The organism is Microbacterium sp. BLY (genome assembly GCF_017939615.1).
Classification (GTDB): Bacteria; Actinomycetota; Actinomycetes; order Actinomycetales; family Microbacteriaceae; genus Microbacterium.
The window spans coordinates 1702178-1728093 of the sequence record NZ_JAGKSR010000001.1; the positions used below are offsets into that span (position 1 = coordinate 1702178).

A 25916-nucleotide genomic window follows, 5' to 3' on the forward strand; every position below is an offset into this window, starting at 1 on the left:
GCCGGGGACGCGCCCTAGGGTCGGAGCATGGCCTCCGAACGCGTGACCCTGACCGTCGCCGACACCGACGGAGAGCGCGAGGTCGCGCTCTCCAGCCCGAACCGGGTGGTGTGGCCCGACCTCGGCATCACCAAGGCCGAGCTCGCGGAGTATGTGCAGTTGGTCTCCGGACCGTTCCTGTCGGCGAACGGCAACCGCCCCGTGTCCCTGGAACGCTTCCGCGACGGCGTGGGAACAGCCGGCGGACCGCGCCCGGAGGGCTTCTTCTCGAAGAACCCGCCGAAGGGCACCCCGGACTTCGTCGATGCGGTCACCGTCACCTACAACAGCGGCCGGCGGCATCCGCAGATCGTGTTGAACCGCACGAGTGCGATCGTGTGGGCGGTGCAGATGAACACGATCGTCTTCCACCCCTGGGCCTCTCTCGCGACCGACTCCGACAATCCCGTGGAACTGCGCATCGACCTGGACCCGCAGCCGGGCACGGGCTTCGCCGAGGCCGTGCCCGCGGCGCACGCCCTGCGTGAGGTGCTGCGCGAGGCGGGCCTGGAGGCCTTCGCCAAGACGAGCGGCAACCGGGGCCTGCATGTGTTCGCGCCGATCGAGCCGACCCACGAGTTCCTCGACGTGCGGCACGCGGTGATCGCCGCCGGCCGGGAGCTGGAACGGCGGATGCCGGACCGGGTGACGACGAACTGGTGGAAGGAGGAGCGCGGCGAGCGCCTCTTCGTGGACTTCAACCAGGCGAACCGCGACCGCACGATGGCCGGCGCCTACAGTCCGCGTGCCCTTCCGGGGGCGACCGTCGCGACTCCCGTGCACTGGGAGGAGCTCGACGACCTCGACCCGCGTGTCTTCACCGTGCGGAGCGTCCCGCAGCGCCTCGAAGAGGTCGGCGACCCGTGGGCTGACATGCAGGCGAAGCCCGGGCGCATCGACACGCTCCTGGAGTGGTGGGAGCGCGACACGGCGGACGGCCTCGGAGAGCTGCCCTTCCCGCCGGAGTTCCCGAAGATGCCGGGCGAGCCCCCGCGGGTCCAGCCCAGCAAGAAGAACGCCGCGAACTGGGACGCCGACGGCAACCCCGTCGACGACTGAGAGCGCTCAGCTCAGGACGTCGGCGAGGTCGTAGCCGGCGACGGTGTCGAGCTGGTCGTAGGTGCAGGAGCGGGCGTCGCGGTCCGGACGCCACCGCTCGAACTGCACCGTGTGGCGGAAGCGGGCGCCCTCCAGCTGGTCGTACCGCACCTCCAGCACCCGCTCGGGGCGCAGCCGCACGAACGAGACGTCCTTCGACCCGCTGAACCGCGATCGCTCACCCTCGCCGGTCACGGCTGCGCCGTCCTCGTCGCGCTCGACCAGCGGCGCGAGCTCCTGCACGAGCTGCTTCCGCTTCGCGTCGCTCCACGCCGCCACGCCCCCGACCTGGCGGAGGGTCCCGTCCGTGTCGTAGAGCCCCACGAGCAGCGATCCGACCCCGGAGCCGGACTTGTGGATGCGGTAGCCGAGGGCGACGACGTCGGCGGTCCGGGCGTGCTTGACCTTGAACAGGGTGCGCTTCCCCGGGGCATACGGCTGCGCCAGCGGCTTCGCCACGACGCCGTCGAGCCCCGCTCCCTCGAACTCCTCGAGCCAGCGGAGGGCCGCGTCGCGATCCCGGGTGGTCCTCGTCAGGTGCAGGGGGTGCTCGATCGAGTCCAGAAGCGTCTCCAGACGGGCGCGTCGCGTCTCGAACGACTCGCTCTGCAGGTCGTCCTCCCCGGACGCGAGGAGGTCGAAGGCGATGAACATCGCGGGGGTCTCTGCGGCGAGCTTCGCGACCCGGGAGGCCGCCGGGTGGATGCGCTGGCTCAGCGCCTCCCAGTCCAGCCGCTGCGCCCCGCGCGGGCCGGTCGCGACGACGATCTCCCCGTCGAGCAGGCAGGGGACGGGGAGCAGCTGCGGGATCGCGTCGACCAGCTCGGGGAAGTACCGCGTGAGGGGTTTCGCACCTCGGGAGCCGATCTCGACCGTCTCACCGTCCCAGGCGATGAGGCCGCGGAAGCCGTCCCACTTCGGCTCGAACAGCAGGCCACCCGGCGTCTTGTCGGGGTCGGGGACGGTGGCGACGGCCTTGGCGAGCATGGGAGCCGGGATCTCGTAGCGCATGCCCCCATCCTGGACCGGGCGGCGAGCGGGGGAAAGAGCCGGGTCAGCCGAAGAGATCGTCCAGCTCTGCGGGCGTGCCGGCGTCGCGGAGCACGGTGTGCGCGGCGTGCCAGCCGGCCATGCCGTTCACCGCGGGGCCGGGCGGAGTGGAGGCCGAGGCGAGGTAGACGCCGCGCATCGGGGTCCGCCACGGCGTGGGCGACAGCACCGGGCGGCGCAGGGCCTGACGCATGTCGAACACGCCCCCGGAGATGTCGCCGCCGACCTCGGCCGGGTTGAGCGCCTCACGGGACGACGCCGGGACGGCGTGGTGGGCGAGGATGCGATCACGGAAGCCCGGCGCGAACCGCTCGACCTGTGCGGTGATGAGCTCCGTCGGGTCGAGGTCGGAGCCGTTCGGGACGTGGATGTACGCCCAGAGCACGGCCTTGCCGTCGGGCGCCCTGGTCGGGTCGAAGAGCGACGGCTGGACGGCCAGGACGTAGGGGCGCTCGGACACACGACCGACGGCCACCGTGTTCTCGCTGTTCCACACCTCGTCCCTTGTTCCGGCCACGTGCACGGTGGGGGCGTTCCGCACCTGCTCGTTGGCCCACGGGACCGGGCCGTCGAGTGCGAAGTCGACCTTGGCGGCGGCGGCGCCGTAGCGGTATCCGCGGAGCGCACGGGCGTAGGAGGCGGGGATGTCCGGGTGGGTGAGCGCGAGCCGGGGAGAGGTGTTCAGCAGCAGCACGTCACCGCGGTCCGGGTCGCCCCAGTCCAGAGCGGCGAGGTCGGTGATGCGGGCACCGGTCTCGATCGTGCCGCCGTGAGCCTCCAGATCCGCGACGAGCGCGTCCGCGATCATCTGCGACCCGCCGCGGGGGTAGGGCCAGCCGCCGGCGTGGGCGAGTCCGGCCAGCAGCAGCCCCGCCGCGGCGCCGGCGAGCGTGGGCTGCGGGGAGTTCGCGTGCGCGACGACCCCGGCCATGAGCGCGGCCGCTTCCTCCGTGCGGAAGGCGTCACGCGCGAGGGGCGTGCCCTGATCGAGCATGCGGACGGCGTAGCGCACGGCGGTGACGGGATCACGGGGCACGCGCAGGAGCTGGTTGCCGGTGAAGTCCGTGACGCCGTCGATGTGGGTGCTGAGAGGCCGCAGCCGACGCAGCCATGCGTCGCCGTCGATGCCGAGCTCGGCGGCGGTGCGCTCGATGTCGCGCCAGGCGATGGCGGCGCGGCCGTCATCGAGGGGGTGGGCGAACGAGATCTCCGGCCGGATCCACTCGATCCGCTCGTCGAGCCCGAACGCCCGGAAGAAGGGGGAGGCGACGGCCGCCGGGTGCACGGCGGAGCACACGTCGTGACGGAAGCCCGGGAGCGTGGCCTCCTGGGTGCGCAGGCCGCCGCCGATCGTGTCCGCAGCCTCCCGCACCCGTACCCGATAGCCGGCGCGGGCGAGGGAGACGGCGGCGGCGAGGCCGTTCGGTCCGGATCCGATGATCGTCGCGAGTGCCATGCGGCCAGTCTCGCACGCGGGCCCGCGGTCGGCGGAGGGGGTTGCGCCGTGCGATCCTGGAAGGGATGAATGAAGTCCAGGGCCCGACCCCCGCCGGCACCTCCCGTCCGTACCGTTCACTTCCCGAGGCGCTCCGCGCGCACCGCATCGATCCGGTGAACCACGCGTTCATCACCGAGATCGTCGCGTCCGCGGGGGTGACCTCGCTGATCGACCGCGGTCGTTACATCGAGGCGATCCGTCGCGAGGGGGCCGCGCTGCACATCGGGCGCACCTACACGAACGGCTTCACGGAGGACGAGGTCGTGACCGTCGGTTCGACCCGGCCCCGCCTGCAGCCCAGCGAGGGGCGCGCGCCGTACTTCTACGTCACGCACCCGAGCGAGTTCGCCCCGCAGGCCCCCGTCAAGGCCAAGCGCTCCTCGACGCCGCGCACCCCCGCCGCTCCGCGCACCCCCGCCGCTCCGAAGCCCGTCGAGCGCGACTACGGCGTGTGTGACGTGTGCTTCATGGTGAAGACCCCCGCCGGCGGCTGCGGCTGCGACTGATGCACGCCGCTTCCGCACGCGGCGGCGTCACCGTCCGCGAGGCGGAGTGGCCGGGTGACGCGGCTTTCGTGAGTGCGGCCGTATCGACATATCTCCGGCAGACCGAGCAGGAGAAGCACGACATCCTGGGTGACCCGGCGGAGCCCGAGGGCGGACTCCCCGAGCGGTACCGGCCGGAGGTCCGGGACCCCGCGACCGCGTACGCCGGAGGGCGGGTGCTCGTGGCGGAGATCGACGGGGGTCCGGTCGGCGTGGTGATCGCCCTTCCGCATGCCGGGTACACCGAGATCAAGCGGCTCTGGGCGGATCCGACGGTCCGCGGCCGAGGCGTCGGATCCGCGCTGCTCGACGCCGTCCTGCGGGAGGCCGAGGGGGCGGTGCAGCTGTCGGTCTGGGACTGGCGCGACGCCGCGATCCGGCTCTACACGTCCCGCGGCTTCCGCCCCGTCGATGCCCGGGACGACCGCGATCGCCTTCTCTGTTTCGAATCGCGCACTTCGCTGCATCCGGCCGCCGAAGGCAGCGAAGGGCGCGATTCGAAGGGCTAGGCGAAGGCGCTCATCCCGGTGATGTCGCGGCCGAGCAGCAGTGCCTGGACCGACTCCGTGCCCTCGTAGGTGTGGATGGCCTCGATGTCGGCCATGTGCTGCATCACGCCGTTCTCCAGCAGGATGCCGTTGCCGCCGAGGAGATCCCGCGCGGTCGCGGCGATCCGCCGGGCGGCGCGGGTGTTGTGGAACTTCGCGAGCGACGCCTGGGTCGGCCGCAGGGCGCCCGCCTGCTCCAGGTCGGCCATCCGGCGGCAGTACAGCTGCATCGCCGTGAGATCTTCCAGCATGTGGGTCAGCCGCTCTTGGACCATCTGGAACTTCGCGAGCGGTTTGCCGAACTGCACCCGCTCCTTCGCATACGCCAGCGCCGCCTCGTAGCAGGCCGTCGCGTGACCCAGCGCCGACCAGGCGACCCCGGACCGCGTGGCGTAGAGCACGGTCGAGGCGTCCCTGAAGCTCGTCGTCCCCGGCAGCACCGCGTCTGCCGGCACCCGCACGTCGTCCAGGCGGATGTGGGCCTGATGGATCGCGCGGAGGGAGGCCTTCCCGCGGATCACGGTGCCGGTGTATCCGGGGGTGTCCTGCTCGACGAGGAAGCATCGCACCGCCCCGTGTTCGGCAGCGGACTCGTCGTCCACCCGCGCCCAGACGAACGTGATGCCGCCGGAGGCCCCGTTGCCGATCCACTTCTTGGCGCCACGCAGCACCCAGCTGTCGCCGTCGCGGCGGGCCACGGTCTCGAGCGAGACGGAGTCGGAGCCGTGGTCCGGCTCGGTCAGCGCGAACGACCCGAGCACCGAGCCGTCGGCGAGCGCGGTGAGCCAGCGGTCCTGCTGGGCGGGGGAGCCGAAGAGAGCGAGGGTCCGGAGGGCGAGGCCGCCCTGCACGGCGAGGATCGTGCCGAGCGAGCCGTCGCCGCGGGAGATCTCCATGTTCACCAGGCCCGCCGCGAGCGGGGAGAGCCGGGTGAGGGAGGGGTGGTCCACGCCGTCGACGACGAGGTCCATCTCACCCATACGGCGCGCGGCCTGGAGCGGGTACTCGGCGCGGTCCCACGCCTCGGCCATCTGCGGGGCGACCTCGTCGATGTACGCCTTCGCGCGGTCCCAGGCCTCCCGGTCGGCGGCGGGGATATCGGCGAAGACCGCGTAGTAGTCGCTGTCCTGCCGACCGGTGACGTCGTAGGACGAGACGCGCTCGCCGGGGACGGGGGAGGCTTCGGTGCTCATGACTGCTCCTTCGTGACACCAGGTATCGTACTCCTCGATACTCGGTATCACGACCTCCCTGCCGCGGCTCAGTCGAGCTCGGAGCGCAGCCTCCGCGTCACCTCGGCGATGGGCATGGACCGGGGGAAGACGGCCACGACGACATCGTCCGGAGCGCCGGCCGCGGCGTCGTCGCCCACGCCGTAGCGGCGACGCGCATCCGCGAGTGCGGACTGGAGGGTCGCCAGCGGCACCTTCTTGCGTCCGCGCAGCAGTTGGCGCAGCACGTGGTTGTGCACCGCGGTGACCAAGGCGGCGAACCCGACCGCATCGAGCGGGTCCACCCCCGGCAGCGCGGCGCGGAGGTACTCGTCGAACAGCCGCTCGTACCGGAAGACGGTGATGATCTCGCGCTCGCGGAGCACCGGCACCTGGCGCACGATCTGGTAGCGCCGCCGCGCCAGCTCGGGGTCGTTCGCGAAGTGCGTGAACACGGATTCGGATGCCGCGCACACCGCGCCCCACGGGTCGTCGTGGCCCTCGGCGAGGAACTCGCGGAGCTGCTCGAGCAGCACCTCGTGATCGGCGAAGACGACGTCCTCCTTGCCGCCGAACTGGCGGAAGAAGGTCGATCGGGAGACACCCGCCGCTTTCGCGATCTGCTCGACGGACGTCTGGTCGAAGCCCTGGGTCTGGAACAGTTCGAGCGCGGCGGCGACCACGGCGTCGCGCGGATCGGAGAAGTCTCGCATGACGCAAAGCCTAGGACCTTCCGACCGCTCCGCACCGGCCCTGCCGAGGCGCCGTCGGCCGCGGGAGCGCCCAGACCGAGGTAGTAGGCTGGGGGACTGGTCGATGTCTCGACATCGAGAGAATCACCACACCAGACCGCAGCCCAGTGAAGGAAGCACAGTGGATCTGTACGAGTACCAGGCACGAGACGTTTTCGAGAAGTACGGAGTGCCGGTCCTCGCCGGCATCGTCGCGGACACCCCCGAGGAGGTGAAGGCGGCTGCCGAGAAGATCGGCGGTGTCGTGGTCGTCAAGGCCCAGGTCAAGACCGGAGGCCGCGGCAAGGCCGGCGGTGTCAAGGTCGCCAAGACTCCCGACGAGGCGTACGAGGCCGCGAAGGCCATCCTCGGGCTCGACATCAAGGGCCACGTCGTCAAGCGCGTCATGGTCGCGCAGGGGGCCCGCATCGCCGAGGAGTTCTACTTCTCCGTGCTGCTCGACCGCGCCAACCGCTCCTACCTCTCCCTGTGCTCCGTCGAGGGCGGCATGGAGATCGAGCAGCTCGCCGTCGAGAAGCCCGAGGCCCTCGCCCGCGTCGAGGTGAACCCGCTCACGGGGATCGACAAGGAGAAGGCGGTCGAGATCGCTCGCGCCGCGAACTTCCCGGAGGACCTCGTCGAGAAGGTCTCCGACGTGTTCGTGAAGCTCTACGACGTCTACAAGGGTGAGGACGCGACGCTCGTCGAGGTCAACCCGCTCGTCCGCACCGAGGACGGCGACATCATCGCGCTCGACGGCAAGGTCACGCTCGACGACAACGCCTCCGAGATCCGCCACCCCGAGCACGAGGCGCTCGAGGACAAGGACGCCGCCGACCCGCTCGAGGCCAAGGCCAAGGCGTCCGGCCTCAACTACGTCAAGCTCGACGGCGAGGTCGGCATCATCGGCAACGGGGCGGGACTCGTCATGTCCACGCTCGACGTCGTCGCCTACGCCGGCGAGAACCACAACGGCGTCAAGCCCGCCAACTTCCTCGACATCGGCGGCGGCGCGTCGGCCGAGGTCATGGCCGCCGGCCTCGACGTCATCCTCGGCGACCCGCAGGTCAAGAGCGTGTTCGTCAACGTGTTCGGTGGCATCACGGCGTGCGACGCCGTCGCCAACGGCATCAAGGGTGCTCTCGAGACCCTGGGAGACACGGCCTCGAAGCCGCTCGTCGTCCGCCTCGACGGCAACCGCGTGGACGAGGGTCGTGCGATCCTCGCCGACTACGCGCACCCGCTCGTGACCCTGGCCGCCACGATGGACGAGGGCGCCGACAAGGCCGCCGAGCTCGCCAACGCCTGACGCTTCGACAGGATTTAAGGAACAGAACATGTCGATCTACCTCAACAAGGACTCCAAGGTCATCGTCCAGGGCATCACCGGCGGCGAGGGCACCAAGCACACGGCGCTCATGCTCAAGGCCGGCACCCAGGTCGTCGGCGGCGTGAACGCCCGCAAGGCCGGCACCACGGTCTCCCACACGGACAAGGACGGCAACGCCGTCGAGCTCCCCGTCTTCGGCTCGGTCGCCGAGGCGATGAAGGAGACCGGCGCCGACGTGTCGATCGCGTTCGTCCCCGGCGCGTTCACGAAGGACGCGATGATCGAGGCCATCGACGCCGAGATCCCGCTGCTGGTCGTCATCACCGAGGGCGTGCCCGTCGGCGACTCGGCCGAGGCCTGGGCGTACGCGCAGAGCAAGGGCAACAAGACCCGCATCATCGGTCCGAACTGCCCCGGCATCATCACCCCCGGTGAGGCGCTCGTCGGCATCACGCCCGCGAACATCACCGGCAAGGGCCCGATCGGCCTCGTGTCGAAGTCGGGCACGCTGACGTACCAGATGATGTTCGAGCTGCGCGACCTGGGCTTCTCCACGGCCATCGGCATCGGCGGCGACCCGGTCATCGGCACCACGCACATCGACGCGCTCGCCGCGTTCGAGGCCGACCCCGAGACCAAGGCCATCGTCATGATCGGCGAGATCGGCGGCGACGCCGAGGAGCGCGCGGCCGAGTACATCAAGGCGAACGTGACCAAGCCGGTCGTCGGCTACGTCGCGGGCTTCACGGCTCCGGAGGGCAAGACCATGGGTCACGCCGGTGCCATCGTCTCCGGCTCGGCCGGTACCGCGCAGGCGAAGAAGGAGGCCCTCGAGGCCGCCGGCGTCAAGGTCGGCAAGACGCCGTCCGAGACCGCCGCTCTCATGCGCGAGATCGTCGAGTCGCTCTGATCTGAGCTACGCTGAATGACGAAGGCCCCGGGCTCCACCCCGGGGCCTTCGTCATGCCACTCACTCGAATCACGCAAACGGCCCCATTCCGAGGCGGAATGGGGCCGTCTGCGTGATTCGAACGGGTCAGATCCCGACGCCGAAGAGGGCCTCGATGGGACCGCGGGCGAAGAAGATGAGGAAGCCGGCGCCGACCACCCACAGCAGCGGGCTGATCGTCTTGGCCTTGCCGGAGAAGGCGTGGATGAGCACCCAGCTCACGAAGCCCGCCCCGATGCCGTTGGCGATCGAGTACGTCAGCGGCATGACCGACACCGTGAGGAACACCGGCAGCAGCACGCGGAAGTCGCCGAAGTCGATGTGCCGGATCTGCGCCATCATCATCGCGCCGACGATGATCAGCGCCGCGGCGGCGATCTCGGTCGGGACGATCGAGGTCAGCGGCGTGAGGAACATCGCGACGAGGAACACGATGCCGGTCACGACGTTCGCGAGTCCGGTGCGGGCTCCCTCTCCGATGCCGGCGCCGGACTCGATGAAGACCGTGCTGGAGGACGACGAGGTGGCACCACCCGCGATGGCTCCGACACCCTCGACCACGAGCGCCGACTTGATGCGCGGGAAGTCGCCGTTGTCGTCGGCGAGGTTCGCCTCCTTCGCCAGGCCCGTCATGGTGCCCATGGCGTCGAAGAAGTTCGTGAAGAGGAGCGTGAAGACGATCATCACGAGCGCGACGAGGCTGACCTTGCCGAGGTCGAACGAGAAGTCGACGGCGCCGATGAGGCTGAGGTCGGGAACGCTGACGGGGGAGCCGTTCAGCGCCGGGACGGTCAGGCCCCAGCCGCCGGGGTTGACGACATTGCCCTCATCGTCGACGCCGCGGGCGCCGATGTGCCAGATCGCCTCGACGACGACCGCGAGCACGGTGCCGCCGATGAGGCCGATGAGCATCCCGCCCTTGACCCGCAGCGCGACGAGGATGCCGGTGAGCAGCAGCGTGATCACGAACAGGAGGCTCGGCACGGTCGCGATCGAGCCGTTGACGCCGAGGCCGACGGGAGGCGACGACGCGCCGGTCGCGGTGACGAAGCCGGAGTTGACGAACCCGATGAACGCGATGAAGAGGCCGATGCCGACCGTGATCGCGATCTTCAGCTGGAAGGGCACCGCGTCGAAGATCGCCTTGCGCAGCCCGGTGGCGGCGAGGAGCACGATCACGACGCCGTTGATCATCACGAGCGCCATCGCCTCGGGCCAGGTGACCTGGCCGACGACGGAGAACGCGACGAAGGCGTTGATGCCGAGGCCGGCGGCGAAGCCGAACGGCAGGCGGGTGACGACACCGAAGAGGATCGTCATGACGCCGGCGGTCAGGGCCGTCGCGGCCCCGACGGCGTTGAAGTCGAGCATGTCGCCGGCGACGTCCGGCTTGCCGGACAGGATGATCGGGTTCAGGATCACGATGTAGGCCATCGTGACGAACGTCACGAGGCCTCCGCGGATCTCGGTGCCGATCGTCGATCCGCGCTTGCTGATCTCGAAGAAGCGGTCCAGGGTACCGGTGGGCTCGGTGGACGTCGGGGCGGGTGGGGCAGTAGTCATCGGGAAACCTCCGGAGAAACGCTATCGTGTCGTCCGCCTCGCGCGCGCCCACGGGGAGCGGACGGGAACTCGTCGTAGTCTCGGAAGCGCTATGCAACGCCTCCTCGTCGCGCTCCTCGCCGCCCTCGACGCCGCCATCGCGGCGGCGATCGGACTCGTCGTGCTGCTGGCGCCGCTGACGCTCCTGTGGACCCTGGCGTTCGGCGTCACCGCCGACTGGGGTGCGCTCTGGCCGCTCACCGGCACGCTCTGGGAGTTCGGGCACGGCGTCCCCCTGGAGATCACGATTCCGGACGCCCTGCTCGTCGCCCTGGCGATCCCCGCCGACGCCGCGCGCTTCGTCGTGTCGATCACGCCGCTGGCGTTCCTCTTCTTCACCCTCCTGTTCGCCGCGCGCTCGGGCGGGCGGGCCGCGCGCTCCGGCGCCTGGCTGCTCGGCTCGCTGGCGGGAACCCTCGTGTTCGCCGTGATCGCCACGGTCGTCGCCCTCACCTCGGCGCTGGAGGCGGCGCGCGTGCCGATGGCGCTCGCGATCCTGCTCCCCACCGCCGTGTACCTCGTGGGTGTCGTGTGCGGCGCCGTGCGGGTGGCGTGGGAGGACGGCGACGGCGGGATCCTCGACCGGATCCACGACGTGCTGGACGCCCGGGAGGAGTGGGCCCCGGTGCCGGCGGCGATCGTGCGCGGGGCCGCGTTCACGCTGGTGGGGGTGGCCGGCGCGGCCGCACTCGCCGTCGCCGTCTCCGTCCTCCTCCGTGGCGGGGAGGTCGTCGCCCTGTTCCAGGCGGCCCGGGTCGACGCGCTCGGTGCCACGGTGATGACCCTCGGGCAGCTCGCGTACCTGCCGACGGCGGTCGTGTGGGCGGCCTCGTGGCTGGCCGGACCCGGGTTCGCGGTCGGGGCGGGGACCGCGGTGTCGCCGGCCGGCACGCAGCTCGGGGTCGTCCCCGGCATCCCGGCCTTCGGTCTGCTGCCCGAGAACACGTCCATGTGGATGCTGATCGTCATCCTGCTCCCCGTGGCAGCAGGGGCGTTCGCCGGGTGGGCCGTGCGTTCGCGGCTCGTGTGGGAGGGGACGCCGCTCGGCGTCCTGCAGCGCGCCGTGATCGCCGTCGGGATCGCCGCGGTCTCGGCCGGCGTCGCCGGTCTCGCCGCCGCCCTCGCGAACGGATCGATGGGCCCGGGCCGGCTGGGGGTCGTGGGGCCGGCGGTCCTGCCGTTCGCGCTGTCCCTCGGTGGGGAGGTGCTCGTCGGCGCGGCGATCCTGCTGCTCTCCCCCCGGAACCGCGACGAGGTCGCCGAGGAGCGCACGGACCGCTGGATCGCGGAGATGTCGGCGCTCGGCTCCGAGGGTCCGATCGGCGGCCGCGCGGCCGACACGGATGTCCCGGCCCCCGACGGCACGGTGCCGCTGGACGGACTCCCCGGACGGGACGGTGCGCCTCCGGCGCGCCGGTAGACTGGGCGCGTGCTCACGGTCGCCGTACTCATCTCGGGCGCCGGCTCGAACCTTCGCGCCCTCCTCGAGGCCGCTCGTCACCCCGATTTCCCGGCGAGGGTCGTCGTCGTCGGGGCGGACCGCGAAGCCGACGGGCTGGCCCACGCCGAGGAGTTCGGCATCCCCAGCTTCACCGTGCCGTGGCATGAGCACGAGAGCCGCGAGGCCTGGGGGGAGGAGCTGGGCCGTCAGCTCGCCGTCTGGACGCCCGACCTCGTGGTGCTCAGCGGCCTCATGCGGCTGCTGCCGTCGTCGCTCGTCGCCGCCTATGCGCCGCGGATCATCAACACCCATCCCGCGTATCTGCCCGAGTTCCCGGGGGCGCACGGCGTCCGCGACGCCCTCGCCGCCGGGGTGCGCGAGACCGGCGCGAGCGTGATCGTCGTGGACGACGGCGTCGACACCGGTCCCATCCTCGCGCAGGAGCGGGTGCCGATCCGGGCCGACGACACCGAGCACACGCTGCACGAACGCATCAAGCCGGTCGAGCGCCGGCTCCTCATCGACGTCGTCCGGCGCATCGCGACCGGCGACCTCACCCTGACCTCCGCCCCCTGACCCCCCGACGCCCCGCACGAAGGAGCCCATCATGGCCGGCCCCCGCCACGACCCCACGCTCTACCGCGATCGCGACACCGTGCCGATCCGGCGCGCGCTCGTCTCGGTCAGCGACAAGACCGACCTGCTCGTGCTCGCCGCCGCGCTCGCCGAGGCGGGGGTCGAGATCGTCTCGACGGGATCGACCGCGTCCACGATCCGCGACGCCGGGTTCGAGGTGACCGATGTCGCCGCCGTGACCGGTGTCGCCGAGATGCTCGACGGCCGGGTGAAGACCCTGCACCCGAAGGTGCACGGCGGCCTGCTGGCCGACCTGCGCCTGGAGGACCACGAGCGCCAGCTGGCCGACCTCGACATCGCGCCGTTCGAGCTCGTCGTGGTCAACCTCTATCCGTTCGTCGAGACCGTCGCCTCCGGGGCGGCCGGAGACGACGTGGTGGAGCAGATCGACATCGGCGGGCCGGCCATGGTGCGCGCGGCCGCGAAGAACCACGCGAACGTCGCGATCGTCGTGTCGCCGCAGTCCTACCCCGCGATCGTCGCGGCCGTCGCCGACGGCGGCACCTCCCTCGCACAGCGGCGCGAGCTGGCCGCCCGGGCGTTCGCGCACACCGCGGCCTACGACACGGCCGTCGCGCAGTGGTTCGCCGAGGGGACCCTCACCGAGCCGGGCGACCTGCCCGCGCACCTGACGATCCAGGCCGAGCGGCTGGCGACCCTCCGCTACGGCGAGAACTCGCACCAGCGCGGCGCCATCTACACCCGCGCCGGCGGACACGGCATCGCCCAGGCCACGCAGCTGCAGGGCAAGGAGATGTCGTACAACAACTACGTGGACGCCGACGCCGCCCTGCGCGCCGCCTACGACATGATCAAGCCCGCCGTCGCCATCATCAAGCACGCCAACCCGTGCGGCATCGCGACCACGGCGCCGAACGCCCTCGACCCGATCGCCAGCGCGCACCTGCGCGCCCACGAGTGCGACCCGGTGTCCGCGTACGGCGGCGTGATCGCCGCGAACGGCACCGTGACGCTGAAGATGGCCGAGAACCTTAAGGACATCTTCACCGAGGTCATCGTGGCGCCGTCGTTCGAGCCGGCGGCGCTGGAGGTCTTCAAGGCCAAGAAGAACCTGCGTCTCCTCCAGCTGCCGGAGGACTGGCAGCAGGAGCGCATGGACGTCCGCCTCGTCTCCGGCGGTCTGCTGCTCCAGGACGCCGACCGCTTCCCGGACGACATCGTCTCGGTCGCGAAGGACTGGGAGCTCGTCTCGGGGGAGCGTCCGAGTGACGAGGAGATGGAGAACCTCATCTTCGCGTGGAAGGCGTGCCGAGCGGTGAAGTCGAACGCGATCGTGCTCGCGAAGGACAACGCGACGGTCGGTGTCGGCATGGGCCAGGTCAACCGCGTCGACTCGTGCCGCCTCGCGGTCGAGCGCGCCGGCGACCGCGCGGCCGGATCGGTCGCGGCCTCCGACGCCTTCTTCCCGTTCGCGGACGGCGCGCAGGTGCTCATCGACGCCGGTGTCACGGCGATCGTGCAGCCCGGCGGCTCCGTCCGTGACGAAGAGGTCGTGGATGCCGCGCGCAAGGCCGGCGTCACGATGTTCTTCACCGGGGAGCGTCACTTCTTCCACTGAGCCGAGACCCCGCTCTTCCGCCGAGACCCCGGCGTGCGCACGTGTGCACGCCGGGGTCTCGGCGCGTGGGCGGGGTTTCCGCGCATCACCGCGATGTCCGATTTCCGCCAGCCGGACGCCCGTGGGGGTGAGAGGGTGGAGGACATGAGCCACTCCTTCGACGAGCGCTACCGGGCGATCAGCGCCCGGGACACCCGCTTCGACGGGCAGTTCGTCACGGCCGTGCGCTCGACCGGCATCTACTGCCGCCCGAGCTGTCCTGCGCGCACGCCGAAACCGCAGAACGTCACCTTCTTTCCGACGAGCGCCGCCGCCCATGAGGCCGGGTATCGTGCGTGCAAGCGCTGCCTCCCCGAGGCCGCCCCGGGGTCTCCCGCGTGGGACGTCCGCGGGGACACCGCCGCGCGGGCCATGCGCCTGATCTCGTCGGGGGTGGTCGAGCGGGAGGGTGTCCCGGGGCTCGCCGCGCGGCTCGGCTACTCCAGCCGTCACCTCACCCGGCTGCTGACGACCGAGCTCGGCGCCGGCCCGCTCGCGCTGGCCAGGGCGCACCGCGCCCACACCGCCCGCATGCTCCTCGTGGGCACGGACATGCCCATCGCGGATGTCGCCTTCGCGGCCGGCTTCCACAGCATCCGGCAGTGCAACGACACGATCCGCGAGGTGTTCGCCCTCACCCCGGGGGAGCTGCGTGCCCGCCGCCGGACGGCGACGGCGGCGGTGCCGGGCGCGATCGACCTCATCCTGCCGTACCGGGGGCCCCTGGACGCGGCCGGCGTCTTCGCCTGGATGGCCGCCCGTGCGGTGACCGGCGTCGAGGAGACCACGCCGACCTCCTTCTCCCGTCATCTCCGGATGCCCGGTGGTCCGGCGTGGTTCGAGGTGCGGCAGGATGAGACGGCGCGGTTGCGCCTGCGCGCGCGGGTGGCGCAGCTCGGCGATCTCGCGCCGCTCGTGGCGACCGCGCGGCGCATCTTCGACCTGGACGCCGACCCGCTCGCGATCGAGGAGGCGCTGGCGGCGCACTCGCCCCTCGCGCCGCTCGTCACGCGGACCCCCGGCATCCGCGTGCCGGGCGCCGCCGATCCGCACGAGATGCTGATCCGCGCGATGATCGGGCAGCAGATCACGGTCGTCGCGGCCCGCACCGCGCTCACCGCGCTCACCGCCGCGCTGGGGGAGCGCACACCGGACGGCCTGCTGTTCCCGACCATGACGGCCATCGCGACCCACGGCGCGGAGGTGCTGCGCGGGCCCGCCGCCCGGATCCGCGCCGTCACCGGAGCCGCCGCCGCGCTCGCCGACGGGAGCCTGACCCTCAGCGTCGGTGACGACGGCCCCACGCAGCGGGCCGCTCTCCTCGCGATGCCCGGAATCGGCCCCTGGACGGCCGACTACGTGCGGATGCGGGTGCTCGGTGATCCGGACGTGCTGCTGCCCGGCGACGTCGCCCTGCGCGCCGGTGCGGCGGCGGCCGGACTCCCGTCCGACCCGAAGAGCCTGACCGCGTGGGCGGAGCGCACCGCGCCGTGGCGCAGCTACCTCAGCGCGCACCTGTGGCGTGCGGCCCCCGTCCGTCCCGCCGGACCGCGGAGCAGATCCGCCGTCCGCCCCGCCCGTGGCCCCGCGCCCGACACCGAGGAGACCTCATGACCGCTCTCATCCAGACCCTCGACACCGCCGACGGTCCCTTCACGATCCTGGCCGACGAGCGCCAGCGCGTGCTCGCGTCCGGGTGGACCGACGACGTCGAGGCGATCCTCGTCCGGCTGCCCGCCCGCACACGACCGGAGACCGTGCGCGAGGTGGAGACCGACGCGGCGGGGGCCGTCCGTGCGTACTACGCGGGCGACGTCACCGCGATCGACGCGGTCGCGGTCGCGCAGACGGGCACGGCCCTGCAGCTCGCCGGTTGGGCGGCGCTCCGCGGCATCGCCCCCGGAGAGCCGCTGACGTACACGAGCTTCGCGGCGCAACTCGGCAATCCGCAGGCGGTGCGGGCAGCCGCGTCGATCTGTGCCCGCAACGCTCCGGCCCTGTTCGTCCCGTGCCATCGCGTGCTGCGCACCGACGGCTCCCTCGGCGGCTTCGCCTGGGGGTTGCCCGTGAAGGAGAGCCTCCTGGCGCGGGAGCGCGCCGCGCGCTGAACCCCGCGGGGAATGCCTCTTGCGCTCAGCTGGTTCACAGGAATAGGCTGATGGGCTGTCGCGCCAACCGGACGACCTCGCCGAGCCCTTGAGGAGGACACCATGACCACGATCGCCACCGCGCGGATCGCCACCCTCGGCTCGACCCCGGCGGCCGCGCTCTCGTAGAGCCCGCGCGCCTTCTCCTGCACCGGACGCCGGGCTCCGTGAGCCCGCTCTCGCGTCCGCCTTCTCACTTTTTCCTTCCTCGACTCCTCTGAGAGACATGTCTTCCTCGTCTTCCGCGCAGAATCCGTCCCCGTCGTCCTCCCTCTCCACACCCGCCGCGCTGTGGCGGCTCAAGCCGTTCGTGAAGCCGGTCATCTGGCGCCTCGCCGGCGGTGCCGCCAGTGCGCTCGTCGCCGCGCTCATCGCGCTGATGATCCCCATCGTGCTCGAGCAGATCATCCGCGGGCCGGTGCGCTCCGGCGCCCTCGACGCCATCATCTGGGGCGCGCTCGCCGTCTTCGCCCTCGGCCTCGGTGAAGCCCTCATGGTGTGGCTGCGCCGCCAGTTCGTGCTGTTCCCGGCCACCCAGGTCGAGTACCGCATGCGCACCGAGCTGTACTCGCGCCTGCAGACGCTGCCGGTCGCGTTCCACGACCGCTGGCAGTCGGGACAGCTGCTGAGCCGCATGATGCAGGACATCGGGCTGATCCGCCGGTGGCTGGCCTTCGGTCTCGTGCTGCTCGTCGTGAACGTGCTGACGATCATCATCGGCTCGGTGCTGCTGTTCCGCTGGCACTGGCTGCTGGGCACGATCTTCCTCGTGACGGCGATCCCGCTGTGGATCCGCGGCTACCTCTTCGAGAAGCGCTACGGCGCCCTGACCCGCCGCAGCCAGGATCAGGCCGGCGACCTCGCGACCAGCGTCGAGGAGAGCGTGCACGGCATCCGCGTGCTCAAGGCGTTCGGCCGCGGCACGCACGCGCTGCGCCGCTTCAGCCGTCAGGCCGAGACGCTGCGCGAGACCGAGATGAGCAAGGCCGGGGCCATCGCCTCGATCTGGTTCTGGCTCGACCTGATGCCGCAGATCGCGTTCGGTCTCAGCCTCGTGTCCGGCATCTGGCTGATCTCGCAGGGGGCCATCGACGAGGCCCAGCTGTTCGCGTTCTTCGCGATGGCCGTCGTGCTCCGGTGGCCGATCGAGTCGATCGGGTTCCTGTTCTCGTTCATGCTCGACGCGCGGACGGCGACGGACCGCGTGTTCGACATCTTCTCGGAGACGAACACGATCACCGATCCGGCGCAGCCGGTGCGCATCGAGAACCCGCGTGGCGAGCTCGCGTTCGAGAACGCGCACTTCCGCTATCAGGACGCGGGCCCGGACGAGCGCGACCTCCTCGACGGGATCGACCTCGTGCTGCGACCGGGCGAGACCATGGCACTCGTGGGCCTCACCGGCAGCGGCAAGACGACGCTGACGACCCTGCCCACGCGCCTGTACGACGTGACGGGCGGGCGGGTCACCCTCGACGGCGTCGACGTGCGCGACCTGACGCTCGCGGAGCTGCGGGAGCACATCGCGATGGCGTTCGAGGACGCCACCCTCTTCTCCGCCTCGGTCCGCGAGAACGTCCTCCTCGGACGTGCGGACCTCGACGTGCACAGCCCGGAGGCCGAGCGAGTGCTGCGCGAGGCCCTCGACGTCGCGCAGGCGTCGTTCGTCGACACCCTCCCCGAGGGCGTCGAGACGGTGATCGGCGAGGAGGGCCTGAGCCTGTCCGGCGGGCAGCGACAGCGGCTCGCCCTGGCGCGCGCCGTGGCCGCCAACCCCAAGGTCCTCGTCCTGGACGACCCGCTGTCGGCGCTGGACGTCGACACCGAAGCGCTCGTCGAGGAGGCGCTGCGTCGCGTCCTCGCCGACACCACGGCGATGATCGTCGCCCATCGTCCGTCCACCGTGGCGCTCGCCGACCGGGTGGCGCTGCTGCAGGACGGCCGCATCACCGCGGTGGGCACGCACGCCGAGCTGCTGAAGACGAGCCGGCACTACCGGCACGTCATCTCGAGTCTGGAGGCGGAGGAGGCCGCGCGCACCGGCGCGATCCCGATCATCCGGGATGAGCAGGCCGAGATCCACGAGACCGTGCAGGAGGGCCTCCGCGAGGAGGCCGACGACGAGGCGCCGGGAGGCGCCCCCCGATTCGCAGGAGAGGAGGTGCAGCGATGAGCTCTCTCACCGGAACCCAGGACGAGGACCGCTCCCGCCTCACCACGGAGGAGAGCAGGGCGGTCCGCCGCCGCTCGCTGCGGCTGCTCGGCTCGCTCGTGCGCCCGCTCAAGCCGCAGATCGCGCTCGCCGCGGTGGTGCTCGTCGTCTCGACGGCGCTGCAGGTCGCCGGCCCGATCCTCATCAGCATCGGTCTAGACCGGGCTCTGCCGGCGGTGCTGGATCACGCCGACTGGATGCCGACCTTCGTCGTCGGCGGGATCTACCTGCTCGCCGGGGCTCTCGCTGCCGTGCTCATCGCCTGGTACGTCATCATCGCGGCGAAGCTCACGCAGGCGGTGCTGCTGGACCTGCGTAAGCGCATCTTCCTGCACACCCAGCGCCTGAGCCTCGAGTTCCACGAGTCGTACACGTCGGGCCGGATCATCTCCCGGCAGACGAGCGACCTCGACTCCATCAAGGAGCTGCTCGACGGCGGACTCAACGAGCTGGTCTCCGGTGTGCTCTTCGGCATCTTCACCTTCATCGCGCTGTGCGTGTGGGACTGGCAGTCCGGGCTCATCCTCGCGATCGGCGGCATCCCGCTGTTCTTCCTGATGCGCTGGTTCTACTCGCGCTCGCAGCTCGTGTACCGGGAGTCCCGGGTGATCAGCGCGAAGGTGATCGTCCAGTTCGTCGAGACCATGACGGGCATCCGCGCGGTCAAGGCGTTCCGCAAGGAGCCGCGCAACGACGAGGTGTTCCAGGGCGTCGCGGGGGAGTACCGGGATGTGAACCGTCGCTCGATGCTGCTGTTCGGCACGTTCGAGCCCGGGCTCATGGGTGTCGCGGCGCTCGTGCTCGGCGTGGTCGTGCTGTGGGGCGGCATCCGGGTCTCGGAGGGCGCCCTGACCGTCGGCGTGCTGCTGTCCGCCGTGCTGTACGTGCGCAACTTCTTCGCTCCGATGCAGGAGATCGCGATGTTCCTCAACTCCTACCAGTCCGCCACCGCGGCGCTGGAGAAGGTGTCCGGCGTCCTGGAAGAGGTGCCGACGGTGCCGGACCCCGAGAAGCCGGTGGACCTCTGGGAGTCCCGGGGCCACATCCGCTTCGACGAGGTCACGTTCGCGTACAACGAGGACAAGACGATCCTGCCGAACTTCTCGCTCGACATCCCCGCGGGGCAGACGATCGCGCTGGTCGGGACGACGGGGGCGGGCAAGTCGACGCTCGCGAAGCTCATCTCGCGGTTCTACGATCCGTCGGCCGGGGTCGTGACGCTCGACGGCGTCGACCTGCGGTCGCTGCACCCGAAGGACCTCCGCCGGGCGATCGTCATGGTCACCCAGGAGGCCTACCTGTTCAGCGGGACGGTCGCCGACAACATCGCGCTGGGCCGCCCCGACGCGACGCTCGACGAGGTCCGCGAGGCCGCCAGGGCGGTCGGCGCCGACGCGTTCATCTCCGCGCTCCCGGACGGGTACGACACGGACGTCAACAAGCGGGGTGGTCGCGTCTCGGCGGGGCAGCGTCAGCTGATCTCGTTCGCCCGCGCCTTCCTCGCCGACCCGGCGGTGCTGATCCTCGACGAGGCGACCGCCTCGCTGGACATCCCGTCCGAGCGCCTGATCCAGGATGCGCTGCAGACGCTGCTCGCGGACCGGACGGCGATCATCATCGCCCACCGGCTGTCGACGGTCGCGATCGCGGATCGCGTGCTCGTGATGGAGCACGGCCGGATCATCGAGGACGACACGCCCGCGGCCCTGATCGGCGGCACCGGGAAGTTCGCGCAGCTGCACGCGGCCTGGCAGGAGACGCTCGTCTGACGGTCCTCCACGATCCGGCAGGGGCCCGGCATCCGCACGGATGCCGGGCCTCGTCCGTCCCGCCGCGCGTCCTCCGCGGTCGGTAGCATCGAAGGATGGACCCCTTGCTGCTCGTCGCGGAGTGGTGGTGGCTCGCCCCCACCGCGGCCGCCGGCGTGACCGCGGGCGCCATCGGTGTCCGTCGGAGCCGCACCCGCAGCGGCCGCCGGCTGGAGTACGACGCGGCCCGCCACGACCTCCGTGAGGCACGGCAGCGTGCGGTCGTCCGTCGGACCGCTCTGAAGGTGGCGCGGGCGGATCTCGCCCGTGTCTCGGCCGAGCGCGCCGCACAGCGGGCGAGCGCCGAGCAGGTGTCAGGCGCCCGTCGCATGCTCAAGGAGCGCGAACGCGATGCCCGGGCCGCCGCTGCCGAGGTGCGCGCCCGGCGCGTGCGGGTGAACGCCGCGCGCGCGGCGATCCCCGCCGGCTCCGCACCGCGCCCGCTGGAGCGTCTGTACGCGGAGCACGATGCCGTCACCGCCCGGTGGATGCGCTACGAGACCGACCCCGCGCTCCAGATCACCTACCCGGAGATGACCGACGTCAAGCGGCCGGAGACGGCCGCCTACCTGCGTGCCGCCGGCGCCGCGGTCGAGGCTCGGCGGCAGACGACCGGACGGATCACCGCGGCCGAGTACGCGGCGTACCGCGACGCCGTGGCGGAGCTGGAGCGGGCGTTCGAGGCCGCCGAGCACGCGGCGAAGGTGCAGACCGGCGAAGCGCCTCCGACGCCGGCCTGGCAGGACGCCGCGCAGGACATGCTCCACCGTTCCGCCGAGGCCATCGATCGGGCGGCCGGCGCGGCGGCGTCGGCGTTGGCTGCGTGGAACAGCCGTCGCGGCAAGGGCACGCCGCCGGACGGCAGCGGACCACGCTGAGCCCGGTCGAGACGGCGGGCGTCGAGGGCGACGGAGTCTCGATGGGGGAGGGGATTCGAGACCCCGCCGCCGGTCTCAGGAGGGGACGCGGATCTCGGCGATGACCTCGCCGTAGGCGGTCTCCCCGACCGGGGTGAAGCCGACGCGGCGGAAGAATGCCTCCGGGCCGTCCTCCCCGGCTTCGTAGATCACGTTGACGTGGTCGACGCCGCGGTTGCGCGCTTCGTCGATGAGGTTCTCGACGGCGAAGCGGCCGATGCCGCGGCCCTGGTCGTCCGCGTCGACGTTGATGCGCCACAGCACGGAGCGGAAGTGCTCCTCCGGCGCCTCGTCGTCGAAGTTCGCGCTCACGAAGCCCACGACCTCGTTGCGGTCCAGGATCACCCGCTGCCAGGAGGTCTGCGGGTTGATGACGGTGGCCGCGATGCCGTACGAGACGGGGGCGAGGAACTGCTCCTGTCCGGGCTTGAGCGACAGGTTGTTCACGGCGACGATCGTCGCGGCGGAGAGTTCGACCATGCGCAGTTCGGACATGCCCCCAGGCTAGCCCCTCCCGTCGACGCATTCATCACTCGGGCCGGACTTTTCCCGGACGTCGCGGCCCGTGCGCGGCGGCGACCGGGGCGCCCGCTTCGGACCGGGAGCCGCTCAGGTATCTTGGTATCGAGACAAATCGCCCCGTGAACGGAGAACCTCCCGGTGACCGACGACGCCATCATCTACACCTACACCGACGAGGCACCGGCGCTGGCCACCGCCTCGTTCCTGCCGATCATCCAGGCCTACACGGGCCAGGCGGGCATCGAGGTCGAGACGCGCGACATCTCGCTCGCCGGCCGCATCCTCGCCGCCTTCCCGCAGAAGCTCACTCCCGAGCAGCAGGTCGGCGACGCCCTCGCCGAGCTGGGCGGGCTCGCCACCCTGCCCGAGGCCAACATCATCAAGCTGCCGAACATCTCGGCGTCGATCCCGCAGCTCAAGGCGGCGATCGCCGAACTGCAGAAGCAGGGCTACGACATCCCCGACTTCCCGGACGAGCCCTCCTCGCTGGAGGAGAAGGACATCCGCGCCCGGTACGACCGCATCAAGGGCTCCGCCGTGAACCCGGTCCTGCGCGAGGGCAACAGCGACCGCCGCGCGCCGCTCGCGGTGAAGAACTACGCCAAGAAGCACCCGCACCGCAACAAGGCGTTCGCCGAGGGCTCGAAGACCCGCGTCGCGACGATGGGCCACGACGACTTCAAGCACAACGAGCGCTCCTGGGTGGCGGCCCACGACGACGTCCTCTCCTTCCGGCACACGGCGAAGGACGGCACCGTCACGGTCCTGAAGGAAGGCCTCAAGGTCCTTCCGCGCGAGATCATCGACGCCACCTTCCTGTCCGCCAAGGAGCTCGACGCGTTCCTCGCGGACACGCTCGCGGAGGCCAAGGCCGACGACGTGCTGTACTCGGTGCACCTCAAGGCCACCATGATGAAGGTCAGCGACCCGATCATCTTCGGTCACGTGGTGAAGGCGTTCTTCGCGGACGTGTTCGACCAGTACGGCACGCAGCTCGCCGCGGCGGGCCTCAGCGCGAACGACGGCCTCGGCTCGATCCTCGCGGGACTGGCCGACGTCGCCGGCGGTGACGAGATCGCCGCGGCGTTCGACAAGGCCATCGCCGAGGGCCCGCGTCTGTCGTACGTGAACTCCGACAAGGGGATCACCAACCTCCACGTGCCGAGCGACGTCATCGTCGACGCGTCCATGCCCGCCCTCGTCCGCAACGGCGGGAAGCTCTGGGGCAAGGAGGGCGAGGAGGCCGACACCATCGCGGTCATCCCCGACTCGTCCTACGCGAGCGTCTACCAGGCGGTCATCGACGACGTCATCGCGAACGGCCCTCTGGACCCCGCCACCATCGGCACCGTCCCGAACGTGGGTCTCATGGCGCAGGCGGCCGAGGAGTACGGCAGCCACGACAAGACGTTCGAGATCGCCGAGGACGGCATCGTCCAGGTGCTCGACAGCGAGGGCACGGTTCTCATCGAGCACGAGGTCGGCAAGGGTGACATCTGGCGCGCGACCCAGACCAAGCACATCCCGGTCATGGACTGGGTGAAGCTCGCGGTCGGCCGGGCTCGCGCGACCGGGGCCCCCGCGGTGTTCTGGCTCGACGCCAACCGCTCGCACGACGCCCAGATCATCGCTAAGGTGCACCAGGGCCTCGCCACGCTCGACACCAGGGGCCTGACGATCACGATCCTCGCGCCGGAGGAGGCGACGCGGTACACGCTCGCCCGCATGCGTCACGGCCTGGACACCATCTCGGTGACCGGCAACGTGCTGCGCGACTACCTGACCGACCTCTTCCCGATCCTCGAGGTCGGCACGAGCGCCAAGATGCTGTCGATCGTGCCGCTGCTCGCGGGCGGCGGACTGTTCGAGACGGGCGCCGGCGGCTCCGCGCCGAAGCACGTGCAGCAGCTGGTCGAGGAGAACTATCTGCGCTGGGACTCGCTGGGCGAGTTCTTCGCGCTCGCGGCCTCGCTCGAGCACTTCGCCGACCGGACCGGCAACGAGAAGGCGCGCGTGCTCGCCGAGACGCTCGACGCCGCGACCGGCACCTTCCTCGAGGAGGACCGCTCGCCCGGCCGTGCGCTCGGCACGATCGACAACCGCGGCAGCCACTTCTACCTCGGCCTGTACTGGGCGAAGGAGCTGGCGGCGCAGACGAAGGACCCGGAGCTCGCCGCGGCCTTCGCGCCGATCGCCGAGAAGCTCGCCGCGAACGAAGAGGCCATCGTCTCGGAGCTCAACGCCGTGCAGGGCCGGCCCGCGGAGATCGGCGGCTACTACCGACCGGACGAGAAGCTGGTGGAGGCGGTCATGCGCCCGTCCACGACGCTCAACGCGATCGTCGACGCGCTGCGCTGAGACGACGGAAGGGGGCGGATGCTGCGGCATCCGCCCCCTTCTGCTGTCTGCCCTCTGCCGACGCAGAACTCCGGGTCAGTTGTAGACGGCGACCTCGAGGCCCACGGGGGACCAGTCGTAGACGTACTTGGCGAGGTCGATCGGCAGGTTCACGCAGCCGTGGCTCATCCGGTTGCCGAAGTTGTTGTGCCAGTAGGTGCCGTGGAAGCCGATGTTCGGCGCGAACCACGTGATCCAGGGCACGTCCTCGGTGCAGTACGGGGCGCCTTCGTAGCAGCCCATGTCCTGCATGGCGGTGTGCGCGAAGACCTTGAAGTTGCCGGTCGGGGTCGGCGTGCCGGGAAGACCGGTGGACACCGCCCAGGACTGCACGACCTTGTCGTTCTCGAACAGGTACGCCCGCTGCGTGCTGAGGTTGATCTCGGCGCGGCGGTACAGGTTCGTCGTCTCGAAGGGCGTCTCGGTGACCGAGAGCGCGAAGACGCCGTCACCCGCGGCCAGCTGCGTGGCGAACTGGTCGGCGATCTGCGAGGTGTCGCCGAGGGCGCGGCCGGTGGCGCCCTCCTGCTCGGCGCGGAGCACGGTGCCCGCCGAGTCGACGATGTTGGTGGCGTTCACCGGAGCGCGGTCCACCGCGGCGGGCAGCGTGTCGACGGTCGCCTGGATCGCCTGCGGGTCGGCCTCGATCCGGAGCTGACCGTCGTCGTCGACGACCGTCAGCCAGGACGCGGCGACGGCGGGGGCGACCGGGACGGTCCGCTCCTCACCGACGTAGAAGCCGATGGTCGCGAGCATGGTGTTCAGTGTGCCGGCCGTCGCGGCGGCGTCGTCATCGGACACGGCGGGCAGCGCTTCCGCCGGACCGCCGGGGTACTCGAACGTCGTGCGCCCATCGGCCACCGCCTCGGCGAAGGCCGTGTTCAGGTCGGCGACGTCGATGCCGGTGCCGGGGGCGGAGGCGGTGACGGTGTAAGTGGCCTTGGCGGCATCGAAGACGACGCCGGCGTCGACCGGGTCGACGAAGCTGGCGGGCACGGCGTCGCGGAGCGCGGCCGTGGCCGTCTCCGGGTCGAGCACGATGTCGGCGGGCACCGGGTCGCCCATCCAGGCGCCGAGGTTCCACATCGGGTGCGCGGCGAATGCCGCATCGGCGAGGGCCGTGGCGTCCGTGGTCGCGCCGAGGTCGGCGCCGGTGAGCACGACGTCGTCGCCTTCGCCGGTCAGGGTGACCTCGGTCTGCGCGAGGTGCGAGCTGATCGCCTCGGCGGCGGCGCCCGGCGTCATCCATCCCACGGGGATGCCCGCGACGGTGGTGCCGGGGGCGATCAGGATCAGGGACGCCGCGCCGGCGCCGAGTGCGAGCACACCCACGCCCAGCCCGATCCACAGGCCGAGGTGCCGCTTCTTGGGCGCCGGGTCCGTGGGGGCCCAGGCCAGGGGCTGCTCGCCGGTCTGCGGCGGGACGGTGTCGGTCGGTGTCTCGGACGGCGTCAGAACGCTCGTCGGTGTCGCATCGTCGGGCTGTGCCCCCGTTGCAGCGCCCGGCGCTGAGATCAGATCGGTCACGAACCACACCCCCCGCAGTTTCGACGTGCCTGTGGTCTATGGTACGGGATGGCTGGTAACGGGGAGGCAACGGTCCTGATAGGGTGCCTC

21 protein-coding genes are annotated in these 25916 nt (G+C 71.2%); 14 read left to right on the top strand and 7 right to left on the bottom strand.

Translation table 11 applies throughout. From position 1 onward, the window contains the following. Nucleotides 1-27: 27 nt before the first annotated feature. Nucleotides 28-1098: a non-homologous end-joining DNA ligase gene (gene ligD, locus KAF39_RS08475; RefSeq protein ID WP_210676859.1), complete on the top strand. Its 1071-nt coding sequence runs from the start codon at nucleotides 28-30 to the stop codon at nucleotides 1096-1098. Between the two features lie 6 nt (nucleotides 1099-1104). Here ligD and KAF39_RS08480 read toward each other — a convergent pair whose 3' ends face one another. Both KAF39_RS08480 and KAF39_RS08485 read right to left on the bottom strand, forming a co-directional pair. After that, a complete protein-coding gene (locus KAF39_RS08480; protein ID WP_210676860.1) occupies nucleotides 1105-2148 on the bottom strand; it encodes an ATP-dependent DNA ligase in 1044 nt (347 codons plus the stop codon). A gap of 43 nt (nucleotides 2149-2191) precedes the next feature. Then, entirely contained in the window at nucleotides 2192-3643 is a 1452-nt protein-coding gene (locus KAF39_RS08485; protein ID WP_210676861.1) for an NAD(P)/FAD-dependent oxidoreductase, read from the bottom strand. Between the two features lie 65 nt (nucleotides 3644-3708). Here KAF39_RS08485 and KAF39_RS08490 point away from each other — a divergent pair, with 65 nt between their 5' ends. Continuing rightward, nucleotides 3709-4191, top strand: a complete 483-nt coding sequence (locus KAF39_RS08490; protein ID WP_210676862.1) for a hypothetical protein — start codon at nucleotides 3709-3711, stop codon at nucleotides 4189-4191. Further along, the gene (locus KAF39_RS08495; RefSeq protein ID WP_210676863.1) at nucleotides 4191-4739 is read left to right on the top strand and encodes a GNAT family N-acetyltransferase; all 549 of its coding nucleotides are present in this window, start codon (nucleotides 4191-4193) and stop codon (nucleotides 4737-4739) included. Before KAF39_RS08490 ends, KAF39_RS08495 begins: the two co-directional genes overlap by 1 nt. On the opposite strand, the gene KAF39_RS08500 is transcribed toward KAF39_RS08495, so the two are convergent. After that, a complete protein-coding gene (locus KAF39_RS08500; protein ID WP_210676864.1) occupies nucleotides 4736-5971 on the bottom strand; it encodes an acyl-CoA dehydrogenase family protein in 1236 nt (411 codons plus the stop codon). The two genes, KAF39_RS08495 and KAF39_RS08500, sit on opposite strands and share 4 nt — an antisense overlap. Before the next feature lie 68 nt (nucleotides 5972-6039). After that, complete coding sequence (locus tag KAF39_RS08505; RefSeq protein WP_210676865.1) at nucleotides 6040-6702, bottom strand: TetR/AcrR family transcriptional regulator; 663 nt, start codon at nucleotides 6700-6702, stop codon at nucleotides 6040-6042. 160 nt (nucleotides 6703-6862) lie between these two features. On the opposite strand from KAF39_RS08505, the gene sucC reads away from it, so the two are divergent. Continuing rightward, complete coding sequence (sucC, locus tag KAF39_RS08510) at nucleotides 6863-8029, top strand: ADP-forming succinate--CoA ligase subunit beta (RefSeq protein WP_025103777.1); 1167 nt, start codon at nucleotides 6863-6865, stop codon at nucleotides 8027-8029. A gap of 28 nt (nucleotides 8030-8057) precedes the next feature. Next, nucleotides 8058-8960, top strand: a complete 903-nt coding sequence (gene sucD / locus KAF39_RS08515; RefSeq protein WP_149084650.1) for a succinate--CoA ligase subunit alpha — start codon at nucleotides 8058-8060, stop codon at nucleotides 8958-8960. Between the two features lie 126 nt (nucleotides 8961-9086). Here the strand turns inward: sucD and KAF39_RS08520 are convergent, their stop codons facing one another. After that, nucleotides 9087-10562 (bottom strand): NCS2 family permease, encoded by a 1476-nt coding sequence (locus tag KAF39_RS08520; RefSeq protein ID WP_210676866.1) that lies wholly within the window; start codon nucleotides 10560-10562, stop codon nucleotides 9087-9089. A 91-nt stretch (nucleotides 10563-10653) separates the two neighbouring features. On the opposite strand from KAF39_RS08520, the gene KAF39_RS08525 reads away from it, so the two are divergent. From KAF39_RS08525 to KAF39_RS08560, 8 genes are all read left to right on the top strand, one after another. Continuing rightward, nucleotides 10654-12021, top strand: a complete 1368-nt coding sequence (locus KAF39_RS08525) for a DUF6350 family protein (protein ID WP_210676867.1) — start codon at nucleotides 10654-10656, stop codon at nucleotides 12019-12021. Between the two features lie 9 nt (nucleotides 12022-12030). Beyond that, complete coding sequence (purN, locus tag KAF39_RS08530; RefSeq protein ID WP_210676868.1) at nucleotides 12031-12618, top strand: phosphoribosylglycinamide formyltransferase; 588 nt, start codon at nucleotides 12031-12033, stop codon at nucleotides 12616-12618. Between the two features lie 31 nt (nucleotides 12619-12649). Further along, nucleotides 12650-14257: a bifunctional phosphoribosylaminoimidazolecarboxamide formyltransferase/IMP cyclohydrolase gene (gene purH / locus KAF39_RS08535; RefSeq protein ID WP_210676869.1), complete on the top strand. Its 1608-nt coding sequence runs from the start codon at nucleotides 12650-12652 to the stop codon at nucleotides 14255-14257. Nucleotides 14258-14401: 144 nt separating this feature from the next. Beyond that, complete coding sequence (locus tag KAF39_RS08540; RefSeq protein ID WP_210676870.1) at nucleotides 14402-15910, top strand: DNA-3-methyladenine glycosylase 2 family protein; 1509 nt, start codon at nucleotides 14402-14404, stop codon at nucleotides 15908-15910. Next, nucleotides 15907-16404 carry a methylated-DNA--[protein]-cysteine S-methyltransferase gene (locus KAF39_RS08545; RefSeq protein ID WP_210676871.1) on the top strand — a complete coding sequence of 166 codons (498 nt, stop codon included), beginning with the start codon at nucleotides 15907-15909 and terminating at the stop codon, nucleotides 16402-16404. Before KAF39_RS08540 ends, KAF39_RS08545 begins: the two co-directional genes overlap by 4 nt. Before the next feature lie 265 nt (nucleotides 16405-16669). Continuing rightward, nucleotides 16670-18616, top strand: coding sequence for an ABC transporter ATP-binding protein (locus KAF39_RS08550; protein ID WP_246878262.1), 1947 nt, complete (start codon nucleotides 16670-16672; stop codon nucleotides 18614-18616). After that, complete coding sequence (locus KAF39_RS08555) at nucleotides 18613-20424, top strand: ABC transporter ATP-binding protein (RefSeq protein ID WP_210676872.1); 1812 nt, start codon at nucleotides 18613-18615, stop codon at nucleotides 20422-20424. The genes KAF39_RS08550 and KAF39_RS08555 overlap by 4 nt, the downstream gene beginning before the upstream one ends. A gap of 95 nt (nucleotides 20425-20519) precedes the next feature. Then, the gene (locus tag KAF39_RS08560) at nucleotides 20520-21341 is read left to right on the top strand and encodes a hypothetical protein (protein WP_210676873.1); all 822 of its coding nucleotides are present in this window, start codon (nucleotides 20520-20522) and stop codon (nucleotides 21339-21341) included. Between the two features lie 75 nt (nucleotides 21342-21416). Here KAF39_RS08560 and KAF39_RS08565 read toward each other — a convergent pair whose 3' ends face one another. After that, nucleotides 21417-21875: an N-acetyltransferase gene (locus KAF39_RS08565; protein ID WP_060922841.1), complete on the bottom strand. Its 459-nt coding sequence runs from the start codon at nucleotides 21873-21875 to the stop codon at nucleotides 21417-21419. A gap of 165 nt (nucleotides 21876-22040) precedes the next feature. Here KAF39_RS08565 and KAF39_RS08570 point away from each other — a divergent pair, with 165 nt between their 5' ends. Beyond that, on the top strand, nucleotides 22041-24260 hold the full coding sequence (locus tag KAF39_RS08570; protein ID WP_210676874.1) for an NADP-dependent isocitrate dehydrogenase: 2220 nt from the start codon (nucleotides 22041-22043) through the stop codon (nucleotides 24258-24260). A gap of 75 nt (nucleotides 24261-24335) precedes the next feature. Here KAF39_RS08570 and KAF39_RS16135 read toward each other — a convergent pair whose 3' ends face one another. Then, nucleotides 24336-25826, bottom strand: coding sequence for a L,D-transpeptidase family protein (locus tag KAF39_RS16135; RefSeq protein WP_307805148.1), 1491 nt, complete (start codon nucleotides 25824-25826; stop codon nucleotides 24336-24338). Between the last annotated feature and the right edge of the window lie 90 nt (nucleotides 25827-25916).